Here is a 22,293-nt window from a genome sequence, read left to right as displayed (position 1 = left end):
GGCCTCGATCTCCCCAAGGTGGGTCCGACCGGCCGCCCGCTGCGCGAGTTCCCCGTACCGGCGCCCCTGACGTCGCACGGGCCCGCGCGCATCATCTCGCTCTGCAACCAGAAGGGCGGCGTCGGCAAGACGACCACGAGCGTCAACGTCGGTGCGGCGCTCGCCGAGTACGGCCGCCGCGTGCTCGCCATCGACTTCGACCCGCAGGGCGCGCTCTCGGCCGGGCTCGGTGTGCTCACCCATGACTCGCCGACCATCTACGACCTGCTGCTCGGTTCGCTGAAAGACCCGAACGAGGCCATTCAGCACACCAGCGTTCCCGGGCTCGACATCATCCCCGCCAACATCGACCTCTCGGCTGCCGAAGTGCACCTGGTGAGCGAAGTGGCGCGCGAATCGATCCTGGCGCGGGTGCTGCGCAAGGTCAGCGACCAGTACGACGTCATCCTGATCGACTGCCAGCCCTCGCTCGGCCTCCTCACCGTGAACGCGCTGACGGCCAGCCACGGCGTGCTCATCCCGCTCGAGTGCGAGTACTTCGCCCTGCGCGGGGTGGCGTTGCTGGTGGAGACGATCGACAAGATCCGCGACCGGCTGAACCCGGCGATCGAGCTCGACGGCATCCTCGCCACCATGTACGACCCGCGCACTCTGCACTCGCGTGAGGTGCTCGAGCGCGTGGTCGAGACCTTCGGCGACAAGGTGTTCGAGACCGTGATCGGCCGCACCGTGAAGTTCCCGGATGCGACGGTGGCGGGCAAACCCATCACCCAGTTCGCGCCCGAGCACAACGCCGCGAAGGCCTACAAGCAGCTGGCCAGAGAACTGGTCGCCCGTGGCGCGATCGCCTGAGGCCTCGCTCGCGGCGGAGACGCCGGTCACCGCGCCCGGCTTCTCGCTGAGCCTGTCGAACTTCGAGGGCCCGTTCGACCTGCTGCTCTCGCTCATCTCCAAGCACGAGCTCGACATCACCGAGATCTCGCTCAGCCGGGTGACGGATGAGTTCATCGGCTACCTGAAGAACCTCGACTCGGCCGAGGAGCTCGACCGGGCATCCGAATTCCTGGTGGTGGCGGCGACGCTGCTCGACCTCAAGATCGTGGGGCTGCTGCCCCAGGGGGAGCTCGTCGACGCCGAGGACGTGGCGTTGCTCGAAGCCCGCGACCTGTTGTTCGCGCGCCTGCTGCAGTACCGCGCCTTCAAGGAGGTGTCGGCGTGGCTCGCCGCCCGCTTCGACGAGGAGGCCACGCGCCGCCCGCGACAGGTGCGGCTCGAGGAGAAGTACCGGCAGCAGACGCCGGAACTGGTGTGGACGCTCTCACCCGACGACTTCGCGGCGCTCGCCGCGTTCGCCCTCACGCCGCGCGAACTGCCGACCGTGGGGCTGGAGCATCTGCACGCGCCGCTCGTGAGCATCCGCGAGCAGGCTGCACACGTGGTGGCGGTGCTGCGCTCGTCGGACGCGCCGGTCTCGTTCCGGCAGCTGATCGCCGGGATCGCCGAGAAGGGCGTGGTGATCGCCCGTTTCCTCGCCGTGCTCGAGCTCTACCGGCACGCCTCCATCTCGTTCGAGCAGCTCGAACCGCTCGGCGAACTCACCCTGCGCTGGACGGCGGAGAACTGGAACGAAGACAACCTCGCCAATCTGGGAGCCGATTATGACAACTGAGGCCGAGCAGGACGTTCGGGAGGGCGGTGCCGACGGGGGCCCTGCGACGACGCCGATCGACGTCGACCGGGCGCTCGAAGCCATCTTCATGGTGGCCGACGAGCCGCAGAGCCTGATGGCGCTCGCCACCGCGCTCGGGCGGCCGGTGCCGGTGGTGCGCCAGGGGATCGAGCGACTCGTCGAGGACTACGACGGGGTCGCCCCCGGGTCGGTGCGCCGCGGCTTCGAGCTGCGCGAGGTCGCCGGCGGGTGGCGCTTCTACGTGCGGAGCGAGTGGGACTCTCTCGTGGCCGACTTCGTGCTCACCCAGAACCCGTCGCGGCTCTCCCAGGCGGCGCTCGAGACGCTCTCGGTGATCGCCTACAAGCAGCCGATCTCCCGCGGCGCGGTGGCGTCGATCCGCGCGGTCAACGTCGACTCGGTGGTGCGCACCCTGCTCAGCCGCGGCCTCATCACCGAGGTGTCGACGCAGGCCGAGACGGGCGCCATCCTCTACGGCACCACCGACCTGCTGCTCACCCAGCTCGGCATCAACTCGCTGGAGGAACTGCCGAAGATCTCGCCCCTGCTGCCCGACGGCAGCGACGGCTTCGACGAGATCGGAGCGGTGCGATGACCCCGTTCGAGATCCCGCCGTGGGACGACACGGAGGGCCGTGCGCCCGAGGGCGTGCGGTTGCAGAAAGTCATGGCGGCCGCCGGCGTCGCCTCCCGCCGGGTCTCCGAGCAGCTGATCGAGGCCGGCCGCGTCGAGGTGAACGGCGAGATCGTGACCGAGCTCGGGCGCCGGATCGACCCCGCCGTCGACCTCGTCGCCGTGGACGGCGTCGCGGTGCAGCTCGACCCCGGCAAGCGCTACGTGATGCTCAACAAGCCGGTGGGCATCGTGAGCTCGCTCGCCGACCAGTACGGCCGGCCCGACCTGCGGCGCTACACCGAGAAGTACGAGGAGCGTCTGTTCAACGTGGGGCGGCTGGATGCGGAGACCAGCGGACTCCTCATCCTCACGAACGACGGCGACCTCGCGCACGTGCTCGCGCATCCGTCGTTCGGCGTGCTGAAGACCTACATCGCCAAGGTGGACGGGCGGATGACTCCGCAGACCATCGCGAAGCTGACCGCTGGGATCGAGCTGGAGGACGGCCCGATCGCCGCCGACCGGGCGCGGCTCCTCGACGTGGAGCGCGGCAGCTCCCTCGTGGAGATCACGCTGCACTCCGGCCGCAACCGCATCGTGCGGCGGATGCTCGACGCGGTCGGGCACCCGGTGACCGAGCTGGTGCGGCGCTCGTTCGGCCCGCTCAGCCTCGGCACCCTCAAGGCGGGCGGGGTTCGCGACCTGACTAAGGTGGAAGTCGGCCGTTTGCTGACCCTCTCGCGCGACGCGCAGGGCAGGCCGGCCGACACGGCTGACGCGACTGACGCGGCCGATGGGACTGACGCGGCCGACAGCGCCGACGAGATCGAGGAGTGAGTGTGCCCGAAAGCCGGTTGACCGGCCCCGTGCGGGTCGTGGGGGTGGGGCTGCTCGGCACGAGCATCGCGCTCGGGCTGCGGGCCCGCGGGGTGGATGTCATCCTCTCCGACTCGTCGCCCACGAACGTGAGCATCGCCGTGGACTACGGCGCGGGCCGCCGCGCGACCGACGGCGACGAACCGCAGATCGTGGTCGTGTGCGTGCCGCCGGACGTGACGGCATCGGTGATCGTGCGTGAGCTCTCCGCCTACCCGCGCGCCGTCGTGACCGACGTGGCGAGCGTCAAGCGGCCGATCCTCGACGCCGTGGTGGCCGCCGGCGGCGACGTGACCCGGTACGTGGGCTCGCATCCGCTCGCCGGGCGCGAGAAGGGCGGGCCGATGTCGGGCCGCGCCGACCTGTTCCTCGGCCGCCCCTGGGTGGTGGCGGGGCACCCCGCCATCTCGTACCAGACGGCCGCGGCCGTCGACGACCTCATTCTCGACCTCGGCGCCACCCTCGTGGAGATGAGCGCCGAGGAGCACGACGCGAGCGTCGCACTGGTGTCGCACGCGCCGCAGGTGGTGTCGACCGTGATGGCGCGCCGGCTCGCCGGGGCACCGGATGCGGCGGTGAACCTCGCCGGGCAGGGCCTCCGCGACGTCACGCGCATCGCGAGCAGTGACCCCGAGTTGTGGGTGCAGATCCTCGGTGCCAACGCCGCTCCGGTGGTGGCGGTGCTCGAGGAGTTCCGCGCCGATCTCGACCGCTTCATCGCAGCGCTCGCCGACCCCGAGGCGCCGGGCGCGCGGCGGGACATCGCCGAGGAGTTGGCGGGCGGCAACGCCGGGGTCGCGCGCATCCCGGGCAAGCACGGGCAGGACAGGCGGTACGCTGCCATCGTCGTGATGGTCGACGACACCCCGGGCGAGCTGGCGCGCCTGCTCACCGAGGTGGGGGAGATCGGGGTGAACCTCGAAGACCTGCGGCTCGAGCACTCGCCGGGGGCCCAGATCGGACTCGCCGAGATCGCGGTGCTGCCCGAGACCGTGCAGCGACTGACGGATGCCCTGACCGAACGCGGCTGGAGGATCGCCGGATGACCAGCACCACCGAACCCCTGGTCGTCGCGGTCGACGGCCCGGCCGGGAGCGGCAAGTCGAGCGTGAGCCGGGCCGTGGCCCGCGCGCTCGGCTTCGCCTACCTCGACACCGGGGCGAGCTACCGGGCGCTGTCGTGGCACCTCATGGTGCAGGGCATCGACGCCTCGTCGTCCGCCGCCGTCATCGCCGCGCTGCCCACGTTCGACTTCCGCATCGGCACCGATCCCGACCACTACTACGTGCGGGTGGGGTCGGCGGATGTGACGGAGGCCATCCGCGAACCGCGGGTGACGGGCGTCGTGAGTCTCGTGGCGCGCATCCCCGAGGTGCGGCAGTGGCTCAATGAGCGCTTCCGAGCGATCATGGCCGCGACCCCGTTCGACGGGATCGTGGTGGAGGGGCGGGACATCACGACGGTGGTGGCCCCGGATGCGCCGGTGCGCATCCTGCTCACGGCCAGCGAAGAAGCTAGAATGGCCAGGCGCTCCAAGGAACTGACCAGCGAGTCGGCGGCCGCGGTCGGAGAGGCGCTCCGGGCGCGTGACCAGGCCGATTCCCGGGTGGTCGACTTCATGAATGCCGCCGACGGTGTGACCACCGTCGATTCCACCGAACTCGACTTCGACCAGACCGTCTCGGCGGTGGTCGAGGTGGTTCAGACAGTGAGGACCGCACATGGCGGATGACCAGAACTCCAACTCCCTTGCCACGGGTGACGACGGCGAGGAGTTCGACGCGCCGACCGACGACCTCGGCGAGCGGCTCGCCTCGGTCGACGACGAGCTGGCCGAGCAGCGCGCCGCCGCGCTGCGCTCGAGCCTCGACGACTACGAGCTCGACGAGGGCGACCTCGACCTGCTCGAGCTCTCCGACGACTACCCCGACGGCGTCTTCTACCTGCCGGCCCTGCCGGTGCTGGCCATCGTGGGGCGCCCGAATGTGGGCAAGTCGGCGCTGGTGAACCGCATCCTCGGTCGCCGCGAGGCCGTGGTCGAGGACGTGCCGGGCGTCACCCGCGACCGGGTGGCCTACAAGGCGGAGTGGAACGGGCGCCGTTTCACGCTCGTCGACACCGGCGGCTGGGAACCGGATGCGTCGGGCATCAACGCCGCCGTCGCCGCGCAGGCCGAGGTGGCGATCGACCTCGCCGACGTCGTGCTGTTCGTGGTCGACTCGAACGTGGGGGCGACGGCGACCGACGAGCACGTCGTGAAGCTGCTGCGCCGGGCGAAGCGGCCCGTGTTCCTCGCGGCGAACAAGGTCGACGACGTGCGGCAGGAGCCCGGGGCATCCGCTCTCTGGTCGCTCGGGCTCGGCGAGCCGTACCCGGTGTCGGCGCTGCACGGGCGCGGGGTGGCCGACCTGCTCGATCTCGTGATGGAGAAGATGCCGGAGGTGTCGGCCGTCGCGAAGCAGGAGGTGGGCGGGCCTCGCCGCGTCGCGATTCTCGGGCGGCCGAACGTGGGCAAGAGCTCGCTGCTCAACAAGGCGGCGGGCGAGGAACGCGTGGTCGTGAACGAGCTCGCCGGCACCACGCGCGACCCGGTCGACGAGCAGATCGAGCTCGGCGGGCGCGTGTGGACCTTCGTCGACACCGCCGGCATCCGTAAGCGGGTGCACCTGCAGCAGGGGGCGGACTTCTACGCGTCACTGCGCACATCCGCAGCGCTGGAGAAAGCCGAAGTGGCGGTGGTGGTGCTCGACGTCACCGAGCCGATCTCGGTGCAGGACCTGCGCATCATCGACCTCGTGCTGGAGTCGGGGCGCGCGCTCGTGCTCGCGTTCAACAAGTGGGACCTGCTCGACGACGAGCGGCGCCGCTACCTCGAACGCGAGATCGAGCAGGATCTCGCGCACGTCACGTGGGCGCCCCGGGTGAACATCTCGGCGCGCACCGGGCGGCACCTCGAGAAGCTCGTGCCGGCGCTGGAGCTCGCGCTCGACTCGTGGGACACGCGCATTCCGACCGGGAAGTTCAACGCGTTCCTGGCCGAGCTGACGGCCGCGCATCCGCACCCCGTGCGCGGGGGCAAGCAGCCGCGCATCCTGTTCGGCACGCAGGCGGCGTCGCGGCCGCCCACATTCGTGCTGTTCACCACCGGGTTCCTCGACCCCGGGTACCGCCGGTACGTGCAGCGGCGGTTGCGCGAGATCTACGGCTTCGAGGGCACGCCCATCGTGGTGAACATGCGGGTGCGCGAGAAGCGCAAGCGGTAGCGCCTCCCGCCCCCGGATGGGGCTAGGGGAGCAGTTCGGCGCGGTGCACGAGTCCGGCGGCGCCGATGAGCGGGCCCTCGTCGGAGAGGGCCGACGGCAGGATGCGCACGCCCGGGATGGTGTCGAGCGGCGCCACCTCGGCAACCGCGGTGCGCACCAGGTCGAAGAGGTCGGGGGTGACGCGGGAGAAGCCGCCGCCGATCGCGACGGCCTCGAGGTCGACGAGCGCGCAGACCGAGGCGATGCCCTCGCCGAGCGCGCGGGCACAGCGGCGCACGGCGGCGACCGCGATCGGGTCGCCCGCCGCGTAGGCCGCTGCGAGCTCTTCGCCGGTGCTGCCCGGCCAGCCCTGCTCGCGTGCCCACTCCACGATGCGGGGCCCGGCGGCGATGCCCTCAAGGGTGACCGACAGGTCGCGCCCCGGCACGTCGTGGGTGTGCAGCTGAATCTGGCCCACGTGCCCGGCGTTGCCGGTTCGGCCGCCCACCAGGCGCCCCTCGACGAGCAGGCCGCCGCCGATGCCGGTGGAGACGACCATGCCCATCGCGGTGCGGTAGCCCTGCAGCGCGCCGGCCCAGAGCTCGGCGAGCAGGATGCACAGCCCGTCGAGCCGGAGCACCGTCTTCTCGCGCGGCAGCCTCGACCGTTCGGCGACGAGCTCGGCCAGCGGGAAATCGCGCCACGCCACGAGGTTGAGGGGGGAGACGGTACCGCGCTCGACCGAGATGGGGCCAGCGCTGCCGACGCCCGCGCCCACGATGGGGGAGCCGGCGGGAGCCGCGGCGAGGGTGGCGTCGATGACGTGCCGCACCGCATCCGCGATGCCCTCGGTGGTGTTGCCGGCGCCGGTGGGGGCGCGGTGGCGGGTGCCCGCGACGACGGTGGCGTCGGCAGCGACGAGCGCGGCTTCGACCTTGGTGCCGCCGACGTCGACGGCGAGGGCGAGGGGACTGGCGGTGGCGTTCACGGCGGTGTCGGAGGGCACCGTCTTATTTCACACCATCCGGCTCAGTTCACACCATCGCGCGAGCTGGTGTCGTGGCTGTTGCCCTGGTAGAGCGAGGAGCACCAGGAGGGAGAGGTGGCCATGATCTCGTCGGTGCGGGCATCCGCATCGGTCTCGTCGCTGTTGGCCCAGTCCTCGAACACGCCGACCGAACCGCCCGCGATGTAGGCGGCGGCGGTGGCCGCGTCGATCTCAGTGGCGACACCGTGCCGCTGCCAGATGGAGATCGAGATGGCGGCGCGGCGCAGCAGCCGCTGGAAGAGCTCGCGGCGGAAGCCCGCATCGACCCGCGTGCCGAACATCATGCGGTAGGCCGGCCGATGGTCGCGGATGTGAATGAGTTCTTGCCGCACCGATTGCGCGTAGGCGGCGGTGATGGCCTCGGGGGAGGAGTCGTCGAAGCTCGCGGGGTCGTCGGCGACGTTCGCGAGGTCGTCGAGCATGCGCGCGAAGGCGTCGGCGGCGAAGGCGTAGATGTCGGCGTAGTGGCCGTAGAAGGTGGTGCGGTGCACGCCGGCGGTGCGGCAGAGCTCGGAGATGCTGATCTCGGTGAGGTCGTGGTCGCGGAGCAATGCGAAGAGCGAGGTGGTGAGGGCTTCATGCGTTCTGGCGGCTCGGGGCTCCGACAGATTGGCGGACGCACCCTGTCGTCGGGAGGTGGCTGAGGGCGCAGCTGTTGACTGGGGCATGGTCAATTATGTACCGATGAACTTCGGAAGTTCGTGAGTTTGGGAGTGTGAGTCCCAAACTGTGCGGGAACCCGCGCCGCTGCCCGTGCGGGTGCGGGCGCGGATGTGCGGGTGCGGGTGTGGTTGCCGCTGCGGCTCAGTGGGTGAGGGCGCCGCGGGGGCCGTCGGGGTCATCCCCGCGGCGCGCCTCTGAGTGAGATTTTATGCATCCGTATGGATGCGGATCGGTTGTCTGCCCGATCTGTTACGGGGTCGTGATGCACGGCACCGCGTCAGCGAAGCGCTCGCGGAGGCGCTATCATGGACAAGTTGTCTGCGGCCCTTCGGGGTGGCCGGCGGCAAGCCACGGGCTGTGGCGCAGCTTGGTAGCGCACTTGACTGGGGGTCAAGGGGTCGCAGGTTCAAATCCTGTCAGCCCGACCAAAGTCGCCTTACTCAAACCATCGGACCGAAAAAAGTCCGCGAGTGAGCCGACAGAGGTAGAAAAAGTAGGAGTTCCCGGCCTTGGGCCGGGGCTCCTACTTTTTTTGTTTGAATTTGCGCGCGCGTAGCTGTCAGCGGCATCTTCCAGTTCTTGGACTGCAGGACGGCTCTGCGCGTTCGCGTAGATCCCTTCCCCGTCGCTGACGTAGATCGGTTGAAAGAAGGCGTCGAGCAGTTGGCGGCGGGTGGTGTCAGGTGACCGCGCGTAAAGCTGTCCTGCATTCTCGAGCATGTCCAAATACGTCAGGATCATCTTTGCGCCAGCCTCAAGCTGCTTATCCGTGGCGGCGAGGCGTTCTTCGATCGCTTGTCGTTCGAGTGTGATGGTCGCTAGACGCTCTTTGAGCCGGGCGGTGGCGAGTTCACCGTCGGAGGCTAAGTCGAGGAGGTTGTCTTCCTTCACCCCGAGCCGCTTCAGCTGCTGCTTCAGATTGGAGCGCAGCTCTCGATCAGCAAGTTGCGTATCGGCGAGCGCCTCGGCGACATCAGAGCGCAGCGTGGCGGTGAACTCCTTGTCGAGCGCGTGAGAAGCGAATTCCTGCTCGACGGCGTTCTCGACCTCCCAGACGGGTAGAAACTGCTGATCACACTTGCCCTGCTGACGCCTGATGCAGACGAAGTACTCGTAAATACCGCCGTGGCCCTTGACCTCGAAATAGATCATCCGTGATTCTCGGCCGGCGTCATGGCAGGACTGGCAGTAGAGCAGGCCTCGTAGGTAGTGATTGTGCACTCGGTCGCGCTGACCTCGCCTTGCCCGCCGCGCGAGCACTTCTTGCACCTGGAGGAACAGCTCCTTCGAGATGATCGGTTCGTGTCGGCCGGGGTAGAGCTTGCCTTTGTACTTGACGACGCCGGTGTAGTACGGATCGTGCAGCATCTGTGACAGTTGGCTTGACGAGACAGGTTGCTCGAGCCGCTTCGGGGTCCGTCTGGTGGTCAGGCCCTGCTCGGTTATCTCAGAGCGGAGCGCGACCATGGTGTAGTCGCCGGAAGCATAGAGCTCGAAGGCCTTTCGGACGAGCGGCGCCCTGACGGGGTCTGTCTCGATGGTGTTGACCAGTCGGCCGTCGAAGTCCTTTCGGACATTGAGGTAGCCGATCTTAGCGAGACCGAGGGTGCCGCCCGATTCCGCTTTGTGGCGCATCTTGACCTTGATGTCCTCACCGCTCTGGCGGACCTGGACTTCGTTCATGATGTCGGTGATGGCTTCCATGGCGTCGGCCATGTAGCCCTCGCCGAATTCTTCCTTAGCGGAGATGAGTCGAACGTCCTGCTCGAGTAGGGCTCGCTTGGTGATCGCCGCATCGGTGTGGTTTCTGAAGACGCGCGACCGCATGTAGATCACGACGTAGCGAATCTCGGGATGGTCGTCGACGTACTTCAGAAGTCGGCGGAAGACCGGCCGCTTTGCGATGGTCTGTGCGGAGTTACCCGGCTCGACGAACTCAGCGGCGATCGTGGCACCGAGCGAGCGAACCTTGGCGGAGGTTGCTTCTCGTTGCGTCGCGATGCTGTTGCCGTCCGCGTCGATGTCGGCGGCGGTGTGCATCTGACGGACTGTCGATACCCGCAGATACACGACGGCGTTCCCGTCTGTGGGCTGCACGGTACGGATTGGCGGTGGTGCCGGTGTCGACACCAGGTGTTCGAGACCGCTGATGTCTGTCAGGTGCGGCCTCGGTGGTTCGAGTTGTTGGGTCATTGGTAGGGGTCCTCCTTTCGTTGGAGCCGGTGCGATGTACCGGACCGGCGGGTGTGGGGCGGAATGGCTTCCTGAAAATAGCTCGAATGTGCGCCTTAGTCGACCCCTTAAGGGCCGGCGGGCGGGCTTCGTTGTTGTTAAGACGACAACGGACCTCGGTTGCCCTTCAGGATGTGGTTTTTACATCGTTCGGGCCTCAGTTCGGGTTCGGGTCAGAGCCGAATAGGACCGGGCCGAGGTCGTCGGGCGACGCTACAAAGAAGATGTCGTCACGAAGGGCGGGGTTTCGGGCGATGGCCTCTTGAAGGCGACTTCGCCGACGCGAGTCTGCGAGGAGCCAAACGACGAGTGGGAAGACGCCCGTTTCCGCCTGTTCTGCCCCGCTGTCGTAGTACTGCTGATAGATCAGGCACTGATCGATAAGTCGGTGGATGGGTTCGGTGGCAAGGTCGATCTCCCAGTACTGGAAGAATTCGTCGTCACCGACGGCGAGAACGGTGGATAGGTCAGGCTTCAACGTTCTAGTGCGCCCACTCGGGCCCGGGAAGGTGCGCCAGTTCTGCGGCTCAGTGTGCACCTCCAGCAACTCAAGGACCCCTTCTCGCACCTGGTGTTCCAGTGCGACGCGGAGGTCTGCGATTGCCAACGTGTGAGCGAGGAAGGCGATCGTTGGTTCGTAGGCCCGGGCTCGTGATGTCTTCTTCCGGCCGTGGCTTTCGCCACTCTGGAGGAGCCGAGCACCGGCCGGGCCGAGGCTCCAGATGGTGGAGGTCGAACCGCCGCCGGAGCCTCCGACCGGCCGTGGGAGGCGGCTGATGAAGCCGTGCGACTCGAGTCGAGAGAGCACTCTGGTGCAGGCACGGATGCCGGAGACGTAGCTTGCGTGAGTGGCGAAGTGGAGCTCGCAGATGTGACGAGTGGAGAGGAATCTGAACTTCTGGATGCTGCGAAGGACGGCCAGGTCGCGGTCATTGGCATACATGCGGAGTCTGGCAAGACCCATCCGACCAGGGGTGCTCATGCGACGTCTCCAACATAGGAGTGGGCGTCGTGATCGGCCGCGGAGAACACCCTCAAAAGGGTGTTAGTCACTTCCCTAGATTGCGATAAGTCGCCTATTTGCCGGGGTGACCGGCCCGTCGACGATGGGGCGATCGGCGGACCGATCGGCGGGGCGATCGGCGGATCGCTCTGACAGGTCAGCGCTTCGACGAACTGCTTCATTGGCGGCGCCTCCGTCGTCCGATGGTGGCCTCCGGCGCGGTCTTCTCGTGCTGGTCGGTGCTCGGGGTTCGACTGCCGCCGAAGCGCGCGAGCGAGCGATCCAGCACCTCCTGGTCGTCATTGACGCGGTCGCGAGGCGGGTGCGTCCGAGCGGAGAACCAGCCGGTGCTCTTACCCTCTCGCATGAGGTTGGCGTAGACGTGATACGGCGGGAGCTGTTGAAAGTCCTCTAGGGAGAGCTCGGGAATCAGACCAGCAAGGAGCTTGGCGTCCTTGGGAGCTGGCGCCATTACGATCTTGCTTCGGGCGTTGGCGTCGAGCGCGTCCAGAATCTCGGCGTTCATTTGGCTGCGGTGCTGGTGGGCGACGTGCACCGAGACGCCTAGGGAGCGGGCGCGCGCAAGAAAGTCAGCCAGGTCCGTCCCACTCGAGCGGACGAACAGCTGCGCCTCATCGATGAAGATGCTAACGGGACGGCGCTGCTCTTTGGGTACCTTGGCACGGGCCAGGGTGAGGTTCCAGAGGAGCGATACCAGCATGCCGCCCATGAGGGCTGCACTTGACTCGCCGAGGAGGCCGGCGTTCATTGGGGCGAGCAGGATGCGCTGCTCCCCGGTGAAGAGTTCGGCCAGGGTGAACCGCGGATCTGGTTGATCAAGGGTACGGCGGATGCCCGGGCGTAGGAGGAACTGGTTGACGCGGGAAAGTGCTGGCGCGATGGCCTGGGCGCGTTGGGCGTCGCTGAGCGCGTCGAAGCCTCGCCAGTACTCCAGCAGGAACGGGTCGAGGTCGCTCGTCGCCCTGCGCCGGAACTGCGGGTCGGTCAGCAGGCGCGGCAGGTCGAGGAGGGTGGAGCCCGGGCGATGTGCCAGCGTGATCAGCGCTGCGTGCATGACCTCACTGACCCGCGGGCCGAAGGCGTCCGGGAAGAGGTCCTTCATGATCGCGAGGACGCCGTCGGCGACAAGCTCGGGTCGCACGGTCGGGACGGCAAAGGGGTTGAGCCCAACGGGAGGAGCATCCGTTTCGGCGGCTGGGTCGAGCAGCACGAGGCTGTCCCAGTACTCATTCGGGAGCGACCGCATCACGTCTGTGGTGAGGTCGTTTTTCGCGTCGAGCACGATCACCGACTGGCCGGCCTCAATAGAGCCGAGAACGAGAGTCTCGAGAATCGTTGACTTGCCTGCTCCCGTCGCGCCGGTGACGTGAGCGTGGAACTGCGCATCAGCAAGTGATAGCCCGACCTCGGCTTCAGTTCCAGGCGCAGTTGTCGAGGCGAAGACGCGCTGCTGCTTCAGGCGCGACGGAGCCAGCGCGAGCTGTTTCGGATGAGGCGATGGCATGCCCGGCAGGTGGGTGTGGTCCAGCGGCCAGCCGAGGAGTAGGAGCACCTCAGAGGGGGTCAGATGGATGCCACGGCCGCGAGGAGCCGCATTCAGGTGCTCCTGCGTCGCCTTGAAGTCGAGACGGGTGCCGGGGCTTTCGATCGTCCTCAAAGCAGCGAGTAGGCCCTCGAGGAGGTGCCGTCGCCGGCCGGGGGAGTTGGCGGTGACCGATACGCGCACGGCGATGCGTACTTTCGGTTCGGCTTGCTTCGCACGTAACCGGGTGAGTATCTCCCCGCTCGCTGGTTCGACGCCGTGGAGGAGCCGGCGCAGGACTGGCTGAGTCGGGTCAAGTGGTTTGATCACGACTCCGCTCGGCCGGCCTCGTCCGATGACAATCTGCAGTCGCATGGCTTCGTTCTTGTACTGCGCCTGCGCGAGCGCCGCTAGGACGGCGCGCGAGCTGTTCTGCGGTTCTCTAATGACGAGAGGAAGCGCCTCCCCTCGCATGGTCAGCTTCACCGCCGCTTGCAGCGACTCGTCGTCGCTGCGGTCGTGCGCGGAGAGCTGGACGCCGGGGACGAGGTCCGAGATGGTGTCGATGACCTCCCGGGCCTGGCGAGCTTCGGTCCCGACGAAGTGAGCGATCTGCCCGCCCGTCGCAGACGCTTCGAAGACGATGCGGCTGCGGTGTCGGTCAGTGGCAAGGCGACGGATCAATGAGAGTGCGAGCGGGCTCTCAAAGAGTGTCGGCCAGTGAATGCGATTCCAGACCCATTCGGATGCGTCGCTCATGAGGGCGTCCCCGCTTGGTCTTCATTGGCTCGGTGCTGCGCCTGTGCATCCACTTCGGCCTTTGCTTGATCGAGGGCAAGAAGCGCCCTCGATATGCGGTGGGCATCGATCCGCGGCCGACGCACGGCATGCGCGACGACACGACGTCGCCGCCGCGTTCCTTGACGCTGCTTCTTCTGTACCCCACCCTTCATCGTGAACTCCTCTGCACGTCGAGTAGGACCGGTCCTCCTGGCTTGCCTGCTGAACGTGTGCTGCCCTTACTTGTGAACGATCGGGCTCGTTGAGTCAAGGCTGAAATGAACGACCGGCGGAGCGATCGGCGGAGCGCCACCTCCGAGCGACGGGAGATGAAGATTGGCGGCGTGATTCGATGCTGAGCTGTGGCCGCTACCAGCGGTCGCGACGGAAGCGGAGCCAGGCGAAGGTCGCGAGCCCCACTCCAATAAGGACGGCGATCAGCAGAAGCCAGGCCCAGATGGCCCTGAGTAGCTGCACGCCGAACCAGATGGCAAGAGTGCCGACGATGATGAGCCACACCACGCTCCAGGCTCTGCCGAGCAGCGGTGGCTTCGATTCGGTCATGGATGTGTTTTCCTTTCATCATGGGCGGACCTCCTCTTTCGTGAAGTCGGACGGGACGGGCCAGCCCGGAACGGAGATGGTGCTTTCGACTTCGTCGCCCCAGACGTCGTCCCAGCCAGGGCGGTGGTAGCGGGCGAAGAGTTCTAGACGTGGCCCAGGCGAGATGCGCTCGATTGCGGTGAAGAACTCAGAAGGTTTCTCCGAATGGGCACCGACTGGGGCGTTCATCCAGGTCGGCGTCGAGTGGTTGCCGAGTTCGAGCTTGCCTTTCGTTGCGAAGAGCAGATGCTCGGTAGCGTTGCGCAGGCCATACCGGCCGCCGAGACCGAGGCGGAATTTCACCCAGGTCAAGGGGGAGCGGACGGTGAGGCCCGCCGCCTCCAGGATCTCGTACGACTCCTTGATGTAGCGGTTAGTCGTCCAGAACCAGACGTGACAGCCGCGCTCGTCGACGAAGTCCGCGAGTGGGAACTGGCGCAGGCGAGCGAGCGGGACGGTGTTGTAGTGCCCCTCGCCGGACTGTTGTGGCCAGGGGAAGTCGCACAGGATAGTGCGGTACTTACGTGAAGTTGGTTGTGTCATGGGGGTATGCCTCCTTTCGTTTCCGCTTAGACGGCACCGAAGTGCGAGGAAACACCCCGTAGTGAAACCGAATTGATCACGAAGTTCGATCCGCCGATCGTGAAAGCTGGCGAAGGGCCGCCTGGCGATCGGCGGAGCGACCGGATGAGCCCACGTCGGGGCGGATAGGCGGGCACCTGCGGCCCGAAAAGACGGCGGCCCAGCTGTTGTGGTTTTTGCCACGAGATGACCCGACAGTCGGCGGGACAGGCCGCGGGGCGGAGGGAACCGCCGCCCCGCGGACCTCGGTTCAGGTTCGTTCGTGCTCGAGGAGGATCGCGTCGGTAACCCCGTAGGTCAGCCCATCGAATACGAACTGGCGAGGATCCACTGGTGGCCTACCGATGACGTTCCGGCACTGCGACTGACCGATCAGGGCGACGTACAGTACCGCGCGAGCACGCTTCGAGACTTTGTCGAAGGCGGCTCGGTCGAGAATCTCCAGATCGATCGAGAGCTCGTCGCGGGGGCTGAATTCGAGGTCTCGCCGGAACCGAATCACGCTGCGCCAGAACGCGAGCTGAAGATCAGCCGCCGTTCCCCACAGGGCAGGATGACTGCCCTGATCCTCGACGGGTAGCGGGCTCTTCGTCGCGGCGGATCTAGCGAAGGCTGCATGTAGCTCTCGGACCGTCGCTGGCGGAGCCTGATCACCGACGTAGCCGAATCCGAGATCGCGACTCAGAGGCGTGACAGCCCGACCGACCCACGAGCCGGCCCCTGCTCGACCGAGCTTGATTGATTCAGGCGGGAGCGCCAGCTCGAGCGATGGAAGATCCTCGATTTCGATTGGATGCGTCGTCATCGCCGACCTCCGTGACGCAGGATTGCTTCCTGGATTTCGCGCGCTGCTTTGAAGGCTTCGGCGTCGAGCTGTCGCTTTGTCTCGACAGCTCGACTACGTACTTCGAGTGTTCTTCGCTGCTCTTCGACGTGCTCCCGATACTGCAGGTACCCGGCGATGGAGAACATGATGATCACTAAGACGACGACAATTCCGAGCGCGATCAGGGCCGCGGTCATCGGAACGTGGCAATCTGGATAGCGGCCCCCGAGGAATAAGCTCTGAGAATGCCCAGCACGTCGGAAGCGGCCGCCGGTGCCGACTCCAGTCCCCGTTCTGCCATGCCATAGAGGGTGATGACGTTGTTGACGGCGGACGCCGTCAGAAAGGCGCGAGCCTGATCGGTGACGTACGCCACCTCGGTCCGCGCCGCGACTGCATCGGTCTCGCGCTTCGTCTGTCGTGCTAGACCGCTTGACACGCGAGATCCGAGACCGGTAGGTGTCCCGCCAAGGCTGGTGAGATCATTGCTTTGAAATTGACTCATGATGATGCTCCAATGAGGGTTGTGGTTATGGCAAATGCGTGAGTGCGGGTGAGGGTTCCTACCGGTCCTCGCAGATTCTCGGAACTGGGAGGGGAACTCGCTGAAGTCGAAGCCTGGGTTTCGACGAGCCGAGAGGCGATGGGGTTGAACGTTGCGTCGGGCCCTGCTTTGTCCCTTCATTGCGTGAGTGAGCGTTTCGTTGTCCTAGTGCCCACAGTCGCGACGAGTTGACCGGCGTACGCCCGCGGAATATCTGCGATGGGTTCTGTTTCGTTGAGTCGGCTTTCGACGGGATTGAATTCGGGATCAGGCCCGTATCTTGGCAATCTCGCTTCCTTACGTTCGGTGGATGAGGTTGCCGCTAAGCCTGCAGTTCACGTCTGATTCGCGAACCCCAAAGGATGGGACATCTGCGCGCATCCGAGTTCAAAAGGAGCGCCATCTCAACCTTTTCTGGCGAATCTTCCGGGTCGATGCGAGGACAAATCTGGGTATGAAATGCCCGGCTCCTTTGGGAGCCGGGCAGCGGCGTATCTGCGATAGTTGATTTCTGTAATGACTATGGGAACGGCCAGGGTTGCTCTACCAGCAGCGAGATGCAGTCGTCATAGTCCGGGAGGGTCCGTGGCTCTGATCCGCGGAGAAGGAACCGTGGCGATCGACGGTAAATCGGTCGTGCGGTGCCGTCAGCATCGCAGCGACCAGCGTCCAAGGCCTCGGGATTTCGACATACTTCGTCTATCACGGCGATCATGATCCACGGAAGAAGGCGATTGAACTCGGCAAATTCCTTCGTACCTGGGCCTTTGTATCCGTCACCTTCCGGATTGGACTTTGAGAGTACCCATGGACTGAAATAGTCGTCCAGGCACGCCCAGTCTTCCGTGAACCTGTCTTCAGCTAGCGCTTCGAGATCCTCTTCGAACCCCTTGACGTAATCGAAAAACGCATCGCGCTCTTCGATTATGCGAGCGACTACTCGAACTCTTTCTTGGTCGAAATCGCTGTGTGATTCATCCAATTTGCACCTGCTCTCTGCAGATACGCCGATCTTTTTATGACATATCGTCATGTTAAAGTCAAGGATATCTCGTGGCACTTGCGAATGGTATAGAGGCGATACTCCGCGGTATTTTTTACAACCTTCGTTCGCAGATAGTCTCGTCACCAACCGAATTTGGGGGAGGCATTGGGAACGACAAATGGGACCGCGACTCCGGGATACGTTGGGCGAGGCATTCCGCGGGTATCTTCCTTGCTCGCCGACGATCGACTCAATGAGCTAATCCAACCGTTTGTCTCAGAAGCTGATCCATCCATATTCGACGCCGTAGTCCGAGACCTGTTGCGATGGGTATTGCTTGAGCAGGAGGAACGAGTGAGGGATCGCCGGAAAGAGCTCCCGCCGATCGAAGAATCCAGCCCTCACGAACGACACACTGATTTAGAGGAATCAGTCATCGTTGGTCGCCTTCTGACGGACCCCAATGAATATCGGAACCAGTTGGAACGAATTAGCAACGCTTTCTCCGAGTTGCCGGGAGATGCCAAGCGGCTGCTGAGATACCGCGGACGTTTTTGGAGCAGCTACCTCCGTGAACTTGAGAGGACTCTTAGACAGAGAAAGGCTGAAGCAGAGCGTTGCGTAGCTGGCTGTATCAGTGTCCTGACGCAGCGTGAACTACCTGCCAGCGGTCCTGTGGTGGTATCTGAAGCATCCCCTGAGCCGTTGAGACATTGGAATGCGTCGATTGCTGCATCAGTTCTTGGCGCTGTTGATCGCAGCTGGCCGGGTTACTACCCGAGGCACCTGACGCCGAGCGTACTCGCCGGATGGTTGAGTTGTGCTCGGGTGAACATGTCTGTGATTCGCAAGAGTCGCCGGTTGGATCTGTTCGTCGATGAACCGTCGGCGGGCGACCAGACTTCGCTCGAGTCCCTGCTCGATGACCGGAGGGCGGTCCTTTTAGGAAACCCCGGATGCGGAAAATCGACTTTTGGGAAAGCGCTTATTTCACTCGCGCTGAAGCAGGATCCCACCGTTCCTGCTCTGTATGTCAGCGCGGCGATGGTCGTTTCTCGTTGGCTCGACGAGGATCGGCAGACTCCAGTTGAGGTGATCGTCGATGAATTCACGCGATCGCACATGGCGCGAGGCCTGTCGACTGTGGCGCTAGTTGACTACATAAGTGAATCCTCAAGCGCGCTCCTCGTTCTCGACGGCATCGATGAGGTGGACGCGGAGTCTCACCATCACGTTGCTCAGTTCGTCTCAAGTCTTGATGAATTGCCAGGTCGCGTAGTGCTAACCTCACGCCTCGCTGGGTACTCGCCACTGAGTGGTTGGAACGAGTACCTCGTTGGGCAAGGTGCCGCACGGTTCCCTGAGTTCGCCTCAGCGTGGTTTTCGTCCCCGACTGCCCCCGGAACAGAGCGTGCGCTCGCTGCCTATAAAGAATCGAAAGGGGTCAGAGACTTAGTTCGTTCCCCTGTGCTGGCGGGGATGGTGATGATGTTGGCCGAGCGCGGAACGCTCGATTCGGGACTCACACGCTCGGACCTGTACAGGCAGGCAACGGCGACGCTGCTGGAGCGACAGTGGATTGATCCGCCTCGACGGCGAGGGCTCAACGAGTTACGTGCGTCCATTGCCGACCACGAAGCTCTGGCCTGGCACATGGCGGTAGGGAATACTGCCAGGCCAAGTGCAACAGCAGTTCGAAGTCACATCTCTTTCCTCGACCTCCCTATCGGAAGCAACTTGTCCGAGTTGCTGGATTCCGAATTGCTGACGGTTTACGGCCCCGAGACGGCGCGCTTCCCACTTCTCAATCGTGAATTGATTTGGATACATCGAACCTTCGCCGAATACTTCGCTGGGTCGGCGCTTCAAAAACGCCTGCACCGCCCAAGCGCCGCTAGCATCGCACTTCTGCTGGAGGCGCTCCAGTCAGATGCTTGGATCGAGATCCTGAGATTTGCGTTTGATGGCCTGTCCCCCACCCAGGTGTCTGACCTGACCCGTTATGTTTTGTCCAAGGTTGGTCAGGGTGATCCCGGTCAAGTCATCATGAATAATTTCCGCGAGCTATTCACGAACGATCAATTTGCCGAATCCGTGCCAAGACTTGTGGGTCGACAGATCACCGACTTTTTGATCGATTCGGGCCAACTGGACTACCTCGATGAGTTCATCGACATTGATGTCATCTCACACAGGGGCCGAGAAGTGCTCGATTCGTGGACCTTAGACCAAGGCATCGACCTAGCACTTGTGATGGCCGACGTATCTGGGGATGTCCATGAGATAGTTCCCAATATTCTGCATCAGATCAGGCATCGACATCAGGTTGGTCCGAAGACTTTCGTCCGTCGATTCCTAGCCTCCGGGCTGACCAACCTGGCCTACGTCGAACCGCAGCAGACCATTGCTATGCTCAGCGCGATCGTCCGCGCGAATCCCGACGCGCCTATGCTCGAGGGCTTCCATCTGCCCCCAGACCTCCCGAAGGCGGATCTGATCGCTTGGACTGAACTCGTCGAAATGACGCCGTTTCCGCAGTCGGTGGCGATTGCCGAGGCACTGCTAGAGAGCTACCCAGAGACCCTTGACGATCTCGCACGAACATCGCCGCACTGGATTAGGAACACCTGGGCTATCAGCCGCGCCAGGAATCAGGGGCGAGTCGAGGAAGGCGAAATCCCCGGCGAGGTGAGTGAGCTCATGGGGGTGGGATCAGAAAACGTGGTCGCTGCATTCTACCTCGGGTCCATCGTCGAGCCAGGCGAACTGGTGGGCTGGGAGACGAGCGACTGGACGCTCACTGGTCACTGGTGCGCGGAGAGCGAGTTCAAAGTGAGATTTGCTGAGAGCGAAGCGCCGGCGCCCCCATTGCTCGATGCCTGCCTCCAAGTCGGAGACTGCACGGACGTTCTTCAGGTCGACTGGCTGGGGCTATTGCGTAGTCTGAACGTTCAGGCAAGTGAGTTGGACTCGCCAACGATACGTGCTGCGGGGACTGCACTTTCGACTATTCGTGCCTTCCCGAGGATGACGTCAGATCTTCCTGGAGTTGTTGTGGGCGGCTCTTTGCACTCCTCTCTCCTCGACTTGCCCTCCCGGGTTGGTTATGCATTGGAGCAGGCAGTGTTCAAAAAGATGAGCCCCGAGAGTCTTGACGAGTTCTTGACTCGCGCCGCTTACCGGCATGCGGATGCTAGTCTCGACTCCCTCTTGCATGGGGCAGTTTACGCACGCGGGCACGACATATCCCCTGAACTGCGGGTGGCCCTGAGTCGCCACGCCCTGCGTATCTATACCCCACCGGAATATGATTACGCTCCAATTCCACGCCCCCTACTCGACCTCGAAGTCGTTGAGGCGCTTTTGCGAGACGACTATCTGGCGACACATGGGCTTGGGACGCGGGTGATCGCCCAAGTTGCCGAGTACTTGGCACGGGAGGGCCAGCTGCCTCGGTGGAGAGACAGACTTCTAGCCCTGCAGCAGCTTCGAACGGAGGTGTCGTGAAGCACTAGACGGTAGATGTTTGCTCGAATGGGCAGCAACGGACGCGACGAGCGGTGGCCGGAATTAAATGGCGGCGGAGCTCCCACCGAACTTGAAGTTCGAAGTGGAGGTACTCCGCCGCCTTATTACTCCCCGACCACGCGGATGTCGGTCACCACATCGTCAGATCGGAAGTCGAGCAGCGCGAATACGGCGCCGTCGACGTAGCTCGAGAGCAGCGTCTCGCGGTCGTGCCATCCCAGCCGATCCGCAATGCGAACCTCTACGCGGAACTGAATTGTTCGCAGGATGAGGTCCGCGAGCGTCTCGGGGACGTCTGCCGCCTCGCCGCCGAGGCCACCGAACAGCACGACATCTCCAACAAGCTCGTCGACGTCGCGTGCGAACCGGTCATGCAGCCACCAGATGGCGGTCGCTCGCCGGTTGAATGGCAAGCCTCGCACCTTGCCTTCTTCGTTCGCGAACATCAGTAGATCGACGTGGAAGAACCGCACTGGTTCGATGTAGCCGCCGACGGCCGCTTGATACGCCGCCAGGCTATCTAGCTCGGCTTCATACATGGACTGTGACTCGTCGTGTGGGATCACGATTCCCTTGGGCATTGTTCTCTCCTTCGTGAGGGTTATCTCGCGCCGGTTGGCGGGAGAATGACACTCACGAGCTGAGGGCTCGCTGCAGAGGTGTTGACGAGGCCGCTTCCCGATCTGAAGAGACCAGGAAGCGACCCGCCGGTAGTGCTACTCACCCGACTTGCCGGAGCTTCTCGAAGCGCCACGGGCGACGGCGGGCTTCTGCTGCGTCGGCGAGCTCGTGCCTGTCGCGCCGAAGATCGACTCGATGGCCGTCCGTCGGACGGAGGCATCATGTTCGATCTCGGCGCGGACGGCGTCAGCGCGCTTCTGCACTGTTGGGTCTGCCTTGCTTTTCTCCACCCAGTGCTCAAGTGCCAGACGCGTTTCTTCGGTGACGCTGCGGTTGTTGACCTGGGCGAGGACTTCGAGTTGAGCTCGAGTGCTGTCAGACATGCGGACTGACAGGGGGCGAATTGTGCTGCCGGCGTCGGAGCCGGTTGGTAGCGAAATGAGATCACTCATGTGACCTACCTCCTTCGTTGCTGGCGACCGGCAAACCATGGTTGGTTTCCCTAGGAAGTCGCTTCGCAACGACGGAGATGCCGGAGCAATGCTCGACGGCCGCCCTGAGTTAAGCGCGGTTTGGGGGAGGGGTCAATCCGCCGATCGCTGCGATCTTCTTGACTACTCGCGGAGGGGCCAGCAGGCTCGATATCTTCTGACTACCGCGTGCTCATGACGAGCGCATTCTGACCAATCTCGTGGGGGACAAGTGAGCGATTCAAACGTAAAGGTTGGGTTGCCCGGCCTACTGACGTTTCAGCTTGGGGGAAATGACCTCGCTAGTCTTGCGCGTCGCTTCAGCAGGCGCCCGCTCCTCAGCGGCCCTTGTATGCTGATCGAGCAGTAGTGCCCCGTAGAGTGGTGTAACGAACCCCGAGTAACAACGGCCCCACTGAAAGAACAGCGTGGCCACCGGGGA

Annotated in this window: 21 protein-coding genes and 1 tRNA gene; 9 read left to right on the top strand and 13 right to left on the bottom strand. The window is 64.5% G+C overall.

The features are described from left to right. Positions 1–18: 18 nt before the first annotated feature. From AC3WLB_RS10430 to der, 7 genes are read left to right on the top strand one after another with little or no spacing between them, the layout of a single operon-like run. Positions 19–852 carry a ParA family protein gene (locus AC3WLB_RS10430; RefSeq protein WP_492506194.1) on the top strand — a complete coding sequence of 278 codons (834 nt, stop codon included), beginning with the start codon at positions 19–21 and terminating at the stop codon, positions 850–852. Beyond that, positions 836–1,669, top strand: coding sequence for a segregation and condensation protein A (locus AC3WLB_RS10425; protein ID WP_492505700.1), 834 nt, complete (start codon positions 836–838; stop codon positions 1,667–1,669). The genes AC3WLB_RS10430 and AC3WLB_RS10425 overlap by 17 nt, the downstream gene beginning before the upstream one ends. Continuing rightward, on the top strand, positions 1,659–2,285 hold the full coding sequence (gene scpB / locus AC3WLB_RS10420; protein ID WP_492505698.1) for an SMC-Scp complex subunit ScpB: 627 nt from the start codon (positions 1,659–1,661) through the stop codon (positions 2,283–2,285). Before AC3WLB_RS10425 ends, scpB begins: the two co-directional genes overlap by 11 nt. After that, positions 2,282–3,142: a pseudouridine synthase gene (locus tag AC3WLB_RS10415; RefSeq protein WP_492505696.1), complete on the top strand. Its 861-nt coding sequence runs from the start codon at positions 2,282–2,284 to the stop codon at positions 3,140–3,142. The genes scpB and AC3WLB_RS10415 overlap by 4 nt, the downstream gene beginning before the upstream one ends. Further along, on the top strand, positions 3,139–4,227 hold the full coding sequence (locus AC3WLB_RS10410) for a prephenate dehydrogenase (RefSeq protein ID WP_492505694.1): 1,089 nt from the start codon (positions 3,139–3,141) through the stop codon (positions 4,225–4,227). The genes AC3WLB_RS10415 and AC3WLB_RS10410 overlap by 4 nt, the downstream gene beginning before the upstream one ends. Next, positions 4,224–4,913, top strand: a complete 690-nt coding sequence (gene cmk, locus AC3WLB_RS10405; RefSeq protein ID WP_492505692.1) for a (d)CMP kinase — start codon at positions 4,224–4,226, stop codon at positions 4,911–4,913. The genes AC3WLB_RS10410 and cmk overlap by 4 nt, the downstream gene beginning before the upstream one ends. Further along, positions 4,903–6,444 (top strand): ribosome biogenesis GTPase Der, encoded by a 1,542-nt coding sequence (gene der / locus AC3WLB_RS10400; protein ID WP_492505690.1) that lies wholly within the window; start codon positions 4,903–4,905, stop codon positions 6,442–6,444. Before cmk ends, der begins: the two co-directional genes overlap by 11 nt. Positions 6,445–6,466: 22 nt before the next feature. On the opposite strand, the gene AC3WLB_RS10395 is transcribed toward der, so the two are convergent. Continuing rightward, positions 6,467–7,429, bottom strand: a complete 963-nt coding sequence (locus AC3WLB_RS10395) for an ROK family protein (protein WP_492505688.1) — start codon at positions 7,427–7,429, stop codon at positions 6,467–6,469. 23 nt (positions 7,430–7,452) lie between these two features. Beyond that, positions 7,453–8,139 (bottom strand): TetR/AcrR family transcriptional regulator, encoded by a 687-nt coding sequence (locus AC3WLB_RS10390; RefSeq protein ID WP_492505686.1) that lies wholly within the window; start codon positions 8,137–8,139, stop codon positions 7,453–7,455. Positions 8,140–8,485: 346 nt separating this feature from the next. On the opposite strand from AC3WLB_RS10390, the gene AC3WLB_RS10385 reads away from it, so the two are divergent. Next, positions 8,486–8,562: transfer RNA gene (locus AC3WLB_RS10385), tRNA-Pro, on the top strand. Here AC3WLB_RS10385 and AC3WLB_RS10380 read toward each other — a convergent pair. The 9 genes from AC3WLB_RS10380 to AC3WLB_RS10340 form a co-directional block, all read right to left on the bottom strand. After that, positions 8,525–10,327 carry a recombinase family protein gene (locus tag AC3WLB_RS10380; protein WP_492505684.1) on the bottom strand — a complete coding sequence of 601 codons (1,803 nt, stop codon included), beginning with the start codon at positions 10,325–10,327 and terminating at the stop codon, positions 8,525–8,527. The genes AC3WLB_RS10385 and AC3WLB_RS10380 overlap by 38 nt on opposite strands. Before the next feature lie 196 nt (positions 10,328–10,523). Next, the gene (locus tag AC3WLB_RS10375) at positions 10,524–11,348 is read right to left on the bottom strand and encodes a replication-relaxation family protein (RefSeq protein WP_492505682.1); all 825 of its coding nucleotides are present in this window, start codon (positions 11,346–11,348) and stop codon (positions 10,524–10,526) included. Between the two features lie 199 nt (positions 11,349–11,547). Further along, on the bottom strand, positions 11,548–13,671 hold the full coding sequence (locus tag AC3WLB_RS10370; protein WP_492505680.1) for a type IV secretory system conjugative DNA transfer family protein: 2,124 nt from the start codon (positions 13,669–13,671) through the stop codon (positions 11,548–11,550). A 390-nt stretch (positions 13,672–14,061) separates the two neighbouring features. Beyond that, positions 14,062–14,256, bottom strand: coding sequence for a hypothetical protein (locus tag AC3WLB_RS10365; RefSeq protein WP_492505678.1), 195 nt, complete (start codon positions 14,254–14,256; stop codon positions 14,062–14,064). Between the two features lie 18 nt (positions 14,257–14,274). Then, positions 14,275–14,838, bottom strand: a complete 564-nt coding sequence (locus AC3WLB_RS10360; RefSeq protein WP_492505676.1) for an MT-A70 family methyltransferase — start codon at positions 14,836–14,838, stop codon at positions 14,275–14,277. A gap of 289 nt (positions 14,839–15,127) precedes the next feature. Then, a complete protein-coding gene (locus tag AC3WLB_RS10355; RefSeq protein ID WP_492505674.1) occupies positions 15,128–15,682 on the bottom strand; it encodes a hypothetical protein in 555 nt (184 codons plus the stop codon). Beyond that, on the bottom strand, positions 15,679–15,900 hold the full coding sequence (locus AC3WLB_RS10350; RefSeq protein WP_492505672.1) for a hypothetical protein: 222 nt from the start codon (positions 15,898–15,900) through the stop codon (positions 15,679–15,681). The genes AC3WLB_RS10355 and AC3WLB_RS10350 overlap by 4 nt, the downstream gene beginning before the upstream one ends. Beyond that, positions 15,897–16,208, bottom strand: a complete 312-nt coding sequence (locus AC3WLB_RS10345; protein WP_492505670.1) for a hypothetical protein — start codon at positions 16,206–16,208, stop codon at positions 15,897–15,899. Before AC3WLB_RS10345 ends, AC3WLB_RS10350 begins: the two co-directional genes overlap by 4 nt. Positions 16,209–16,767: 559 nt before the next feature. Beyond that, positions 16,768–17,307, bottom strand: coding sequence for a hypothetical protein (locus AC3WLB_RS10340; RefSeq protein ID WP_492505668.1), 540 nt, complete (start codon positions 17,305–17,307; stop codon positions 16,768–16,770). A gap of 786 nt (positions 17,308–18,093) precedes the next feature. Between AC3WLB_RS10340 and AC3WLB_RS10335 the strand changes: the two genes are divergently transcribed. Next, a complete protein-coding gene (locus AC3WLB_RS10335) occupies positions 18,094–20,739 on the top strand; it encodes an NACHT domain-containing protein (RefSeq protein WP_492505666.1) in 2,646 nt (881 codons plus the stop codon). A gap of 125 nt (positions 20,740–20,864) precedes the next feature. Here the strand turns inward: AC3WLB_RS10335 and AC3WLB_RS10330 are convergent, their stop codons facing one another. Both AC3WLB_RS10330 and AC3WLB_RS10325 read right to left on the bottom strand, forming a co-directional pair. Beyond that, a complete protein-coding gene (locus AC3WLB_RS10330) occupies positions 20,865–21,341 on the bottom strand; it encodes a DUF3846 domain-containing protein (protein WP_492505664.1) in 477 nt (158 codons plus the stop codon). Positions 21,342–21,476: 135 nt separating this feature from the next. Beyond that, positions 21,477–21,833, bottom strand: coding sequence for a hypothetical protein (locus AC3WLB_RS10325; protein WP_492505662.1), 357 nt, complete (start codon positions 21,831–21,833; stop codon positions 21,477–21,479). Positions 21,834–22,293 lie beyond the last annotated feature (460 nt).

It is taken from the genome of Herbiconiux sp. FW305-C-125 (genome assembly GCF_058783455.1).
The sequence above is the reverse complement of the archived record's forward strand: the minus strand, read 5'-3'. Positions and strand labels throughout refer to the sequence as shown.